This window comes from Microbacterium sp. (assembly GCF_032084865.1).
Taxonomy (GTDB): domain Bacteria; phylum Actinomycetota; class Actinomycetes; order Actinomycetales; family Microbacteriaceae; genus Microbacterium.
In genome coordinates this window covers 15,358-20,894 of the sequence record NZ_DAMDLU010000041.1, presented here as the reverse complement: position 1 = coordinate 20,894, position 5,537 = coordinate 15,358, and the positions used below count along the sequence as shown (strand labels likewise).

General features: G+C 67.5%; 5 protein-coding genes. All 5 read right to left on the bottom strand.

Annotated elements, in window-relative coordinates:
• Positions 1-37 precede the first annotated feature (37 nt).
• The 5 genes from RT309_RS06210 to RT309_RS06190 all read right to left on the bottom strand — a co-directional run bounded on the left by RT309_RS06210 (position 38) and on the right by RT309_RS06190 (position 5,497).
• Positions 38-1,516: a lipase maturation factor family protein gene (locus RT309_RS06210; RefSeq protein WP_313356007.1), complete on the bottom strand. Its 1,479-nt coding sequence runs from the start codon at positions 1,514-1,516 to the stop codon at positions 38-40.
• 287 nt (positions 1,517-1,803) lie between these two features.
• Positions 1,804-2,709, bottom strand: coding sequence for a glycine betaine ABC transporter substrate-binding protein (locus RT309_RS06205; RefSeq protein WP_313356006.1), 906 nt, complete (start codon positions 2,707-2,709; stop codon positions 1,804-1,806).
• Positions 2,710-2,752: 43 nt separating this feature from the next.
• Positions 2,753-3,682: an ABC transporter permease gene (locus tag RT309_RS06200; RefSeq protein ID WP_396654420.1), complete on the bottom strand. Its 930-nt coding sequence runs from the start codon at positions 3,680-3,682 to the stop codon at positions 2,753-2,755.
• Positions 3,679-5,013 (bottom strand): glycine betaine/L-proline ABC transporter ATP-binding protein, encoded by a 1,335-nt coding sequence (locus RT309_RS06195; protein ID WP_313356004.1) that lies wholly within the window; start codon positions 5,011-5,013, stop codon positions 3,679-3,681. The genes RT309_RS06200 and RT309_RS06195 overlap by 4 nt, the downstream gene beginning before the upstream one ends.
• Before the next feature lie 370 nt (positions 5,014-5,383).
• Positions 5,384-5,497, bottom strand: coding sequence for a hypothetical protein (locus RT309_RS06190; protein ID WP_313356008.1), 114 nt, complete (start codon positions 5,495-5,497; stop codon positions 5,384-5,386).
• Between the last annotated feature and the right edge of the window lie 40 nt (positions 5,498-5,537).

The following is a 5,537-nucleotide window of genomic DNA, read 5'->3' as shown; positions in this document are numbered from 1 at the left end:
CGATGTGTATCGGCGGAAGGGGCAGCCGGCGCGCGCGTCAGCGCCCGAGGCCGAGCGGACGCACGAGCACGTGCCGGCGGTCGCGCACCCACACGACGCCAGCCTCCCGGTGCTCCGCGCGGGTCGCGAAGCGGTAGCGGTACGAGACGACCCGCACCCACGCCGGTCGTTCGCCGTTGAAGGGGTCGTGGCGCAGCATCCGCAGTGTGGGGCGGTCGGCCTCGAGCAGACGGACGAGGAACATCGTGAACCAGTCGTCGAGCGACCTGCCCAGCGGCAGGAACCACATCAGCCAGTCCAGCCGCAGATGGTACGGCGCGAACTGCCGCGGGATCCGACGCAGCGCGCCGGGCTTGCCCTTGAATTCGTACTCGCGCCAGTCCGCGGCATCCGGATCGGCATCCGTCGTCCCCTCCACGACGTATTCGATGCGCTGCTTGGTGACCGTGCCGAAGGCGCCGTAGGCGTTGCCGAGCTGCCACCGGTTGAAGCTGGCGTTCATCATCTGCCGATGGGCGAACAGGTTGCGCAGCGCGGGCCAGCTGAGCGCGATCAGCGCGAGCCCGATCACCGAGGTGATGATGACCCAGTACAGCGGAATGCCGGATGCCGCGAATCGCCCTTCGGCCGGCTCAGGGCCCCAGGCCAAGCCGATGCCCGAGAACGCGAGCACGATCGTCGCCCAGTTCAGCCAGGCGAAGTTGCCGGTGAGCACGAGCCAGAGCTGGGTGAGGATGATGATCGCCGCAGCGATCGCGCCGATCATCAGCAGGATCGCGTCGACCGAATCCGGGGTGAACAGCGTCACGAGCGGCACGAACAGGAAGAACGGCACCACCAGCTGAGCGACGTGGTTGCCGAGCACCTCACCCTTGTGGAACCACCGCGGCAGCAGGTGCGCCTGGCGGCTGAGCGGCCCAGGCATCGGCTGGGTCTCGTGGTGGTACATCAGCGCGGTGAGGTCGCGCCACTCCCGACCGCCGCGGATCTTGATCATGCCGGCGCCGAACTCCAGCCGGAACACGAGCCACCAGAACAGCACGATGATCACGGTGGGCGGCGGCTGATCCGCCGACCCCAGGAACGCCGCGAGGAACCCGGCCTCGACGAGCAGCATCTCCCACCCGAACCCGTAGAACGTCTGCCCGACGCTGGTGATCGAGAGGTAGCCGAACCACAGCGCCAGAAAGCAGAGCATCGGCACCCAGGGCGGCGCGAGCTGCGGGATGCCGATCACGAGCGCGACGGCAATGACCATGCCGGTCCAGCACAGCGCCACCAGACGCCGGTCGGTGTACCGGATGCGCGTGAAGAGCGTCGGATGCAGCATCCGGCGCCTCGCGGGAGACGACGTCGCCCACGCGATCAGGTCCGGAACAGGCAGCAGCCCCCGCTCGCCCAGCAGCGGCCGGAACTGGTTCAGCGTCGAGAGGAACGCGACCAGATAGAGCGCCGCGATGCCCCGCTGCAGGACCTCGCGGGCGAAGCCGAAGTCGACGGCGGCGAACCCGTCCATGTAGGCAGGCTACGACGGCGGCCCGGCGGAGCGGAGGGGTCTTGACAGCGTTCGAATCGCTCAACTGGCCGTCTCCCTGCGCGCGACGTTGCCGATTGAGCGATTCGAACGCTCCCGTGGGTCAGTCCGTCCGACGATACGAAACGGGGGCCGACACTCCACCCGTCGGACAGAACACGTGGATCCGTCCGACATCTGGAGTGTCGGCCCCCGTTTCGTAACCGGCGCACCGGCACCGGCGCACCGGCACCGGCACCGGCACCGGCACCGGCGCACCGGCTACCGGGTCACTTGATGACGTCGGGGTTCTCCTCGAGCCATGCCTTGACGGCCTCGCGCTCCTTGCCCTCGCCGTACTCGTTGACGACCAGGTCTTCGAGCGAACCGTACTGCTCGTCGTCGAGCTTGATGCTCTCGATCAGCTCGGCGGCCTCGGGGTACTTCTCGGCGAAGCCCTTCGTGCCCAGGAAGTGCAGGCCCTCGGCGTCGCCCATCAGGCCGTTCGGGTCTTCGAGGTCCTTCACGGGGAAAGCGTCGTTGGCCCAGAACGGACGCCACAGCGTGACGACGATGTCTTCGTTCGCGTCGGTCGCCTTCTTCAGCTCGGTGAGCATGGCGGCGGTCGACGAGGTGACGAGTTCGTACTCGCTGTTCAGGCCCGTCTCCTCGAGCATGGTCGTGGTCTGCTCGGTGAGACCGGCGCCCGGCTCGATGCCGAGGATCTTGCCGTCGTAGGTCGCGGCCTTGCCCTTGAGATCCTCGATCGAGGTGAGCTCGGAGTACTCGGGCACCGCGATGGTCAGCTTCGCGTTCTCGTAGTACGTGCCGAGATCCTCGATGTCGTCGCCGTACTTGTCCATGTACTTCTTGTGGGTGAGCTCGGGCCATGCCGAGGGGTAGATGTCGACGTCGCCCTGGGCGAGGCCGGTGTACAGCGGACCGGCGTCGGTGAGGGTCTTCATCTCGACGTCGTAGCCCAGCTCCTCGAGCTTGTTCTCGAGCAGGTACGCGGTGCTGAGGCCGTCGGTCCACGACGGCAGGAAGCCGAGCGTGATGGTGCCCTTGTCGCCCTTCGAGCCGGCGTCGGAGTCACCCGTTCCTCCGGTGCCTCCGGCCCCACCCGACGCGCAGCCGGTGAGGGCGAGCGAGGTGACGGCGGTGAGCGCGAGCAGTGCTGTGAGCTTCTTCTTCATGTTCTCTTCTCTCTTGCGTTCCGTATGTGAGTGCGTGTTCGATTCAGGCGGGCTGCAGGGCGGCATCCGGCACGGGGACGGATGCCGAGGCGCGGCGCCGCGCCTCGCGGCGGCGGGCCAGGATGCCGAGCAGCGAGGCGTGGTTCTCGGCCGGTGCGCCGAGGGCGGCGGTGACCCGGTCGAGGAAGACGGCGATCAGCACGACGCCGAGGCCCGCCTCGACGCCCTTGGCGATATTGATCGTCGAGATCGCCTCGACGACCATCTTGCCGAGACCGTCGGCGCCGGCCATACCGGCGATGACCGCCATCGACAGGGCCAGCATGATGACCTGGTTGATGCCGGCCATGATGGTCGGCATCGCGAGCGGCAGCTGGATGCCGCGCAGGATCTGCCCGGGCTTCGCGCCGAACGCCTGACCGGCCTCGACCGTCTCAGCGTCGACGCCGCGGATGCCGAGCTCGGTCAGTCGCACGCCCGGAGGCAGCGCGAAGATGATCGTCGCGACCATGCCGGGCACCACGCCGATGCCGAAGAACACGATGGCGGGGATCAGGTAGACGAAGGCCGGCATGGTCTGCATGAAGTCGAGCACGGGCTTGAGCACCGCACGCACGGTGGCGTTGCGAGCCGACCAGATGCCCAGCGGCACGGCGATCAGCACCGCGACGACCGTCGCGACGAGCACCAGCGACATGGTCTGCATCGCAGGCACCCACAGGTTCATGCCGACGATCAGCAGCAGCGACACGGCCGTGCCGATCGCGAGCTGCCACGAGCGCACCAGCCACGCGATGAGCGCGGCGATCGCGATGATCGCGACGAAGTGCACCGACAGCAGGCCGGCGGTGAGGCCGTTGACGAGGAACCCGAAGACGAAGGCGATGCCGTCGAGCAGACCGTCGAGGTTGTCCTTGACCCAGTCGACGATTCCGGCGACCCAGGTTCCGATCGGAATACGGAAATCCATCAGCGCACCTCCTCGGCGTCAGGGGAGCCGGCAGGGGTACCGGCGTCAGGGGAGCCGGCGGCCGTCTCGGTGAACGAGCTGGCCTCGGCGAGCACCTCATCGATCACGGCCTGCGGCATCGGGTTCAGCGGCAGGGTCAGCTCACCGGTGGCTCCCGGCCCAGGGCCGAGCGCGGCGAGCAGGGTGACGCGCGGGATCACGCCGGTGAGGCGGCCCTCGCCGTCGGTCACGGCCAGCGGCAGCGGCGACTCGACCGAGGGGATGAAGAGGTTCATCAGCACCTCGTTCTCGTCGACCACCTGCGGTGCCGGCTTGAGGATGGATGCCAGTGACGACTCGCCCTTGCGGACGAGCTTCACCGCATCGCGGTCGGTCACGATGCCGACGAGCTTGCGGTCGCGGCCGACCACATAGGTCGCCGACATGTAGGAATCCCGCATCTGTCGCAGCGCCGTGCGCGGGCCTGCCGACTCGGCCACGACGGGGCGCGGACGCTCCATGACGTTCGAGGCGGTGAGCACGCGGGCCCGGTCGACATCCTGCACGAACTGCTCGACGTAGTCGTTGGCGGGGTCGGTGAGGATGTCTTCGGGCGTGCCGATCTGCACGATGCGGCCGTCGCGCATCACCGCGATGCGGTCGCCGAGGAACATCGCCTCGTTGAGGTCGTGCGTGATGAACACGATGGTCTTCTGCAGCTTGGCCTGCAGCTCGACCAGCTGCTCCTGCATCTCGCGGCGGATCAGCGGATCGAGGGCGCTGAACGCCTCGTCCATGAGCAGGATCTCGGTGTCTGCGGCGAGCGCGCGGGCGATGCCGACGCGCTGCTGCATGCCGCCGGAGAGCTCGCTGGGCAGCTTCTCGCCCCAGCCGTCGAGACCCACCAGGGCGAGGATCTCGTCGGCCTTGCGCAGGCGCTCGGTCTTGCCGATGCCCTTCAGCTCGAGCGGGTAGGCGACGTTGTCAGCGACGGTGCGGTGCGGCAGCAGGGCGAAGTGCTGGAACACCATCGAGACACGGTCACGGCGGATGTCACGCAGCTTCGAGGCCGGGATGCCCGTGATCTCGTCTCCGCCGATGGTGATCTCGCCGGCGGTCGCGTCGTGCAGGCCGTTGAGCATGCGGATGATGGTCGACTTGCCGGATCCGGACAGGCCCATGATGACGAAGATCTCACCGCGGTTCACGGTGAAGCTCGCGTCGATCACGGCGGCGGTGCCGACATCCTGCACCTCGGTGCGGGTCTCACCGGCCTTCAGACGCTTCACGGCCTGCTGCGGATTCCGACCGAAGACCTTGTAGATATTGCGCGCTTCAAGAGCGGTTTCGGACACGTTTCCCCCGTAGCCCACCGAATCTTCGGGTCTCGGCGGGACGCTTCGGTTACGCCCGGGTGACGTTCTCAAGGCCGTTCCGACAGGGCTGCACAGCGGCACAGACGGGGATTTCGGATCCCCGATATAGAACATCGACCGTACGCCCACGCCTCTTCGTGTACAGCTCGGGTCGAAAGAAGGACGCGACCGCGGACTGGTCATGGTGACCTCACGGCCACCTGTCAACGCTAACGATTGGCTGATCCGGTGGCAAATCCGGGTCAGGGTTTTCGCGTGTCACCGGGGGTTCTCCCCCTCAGTTCGAATCGCTCATATTGCAGTGTTCCGGCCCGGAACACTGCAATGTGAGCGATTCGAAAGCGACGGGTCAGCCCCGACGGACGCTGCGCGTGACGGTGAACTTCGGGGTGCGGGCGACCTGCTCCGTCGCCCCGACGTCGCGGGTCAGCACACCGCGGTGATCGAGATGCGAGTTGAACACCGTCCACACCTCACCCCCGGGGCGCAGCACGCGCGCAGCG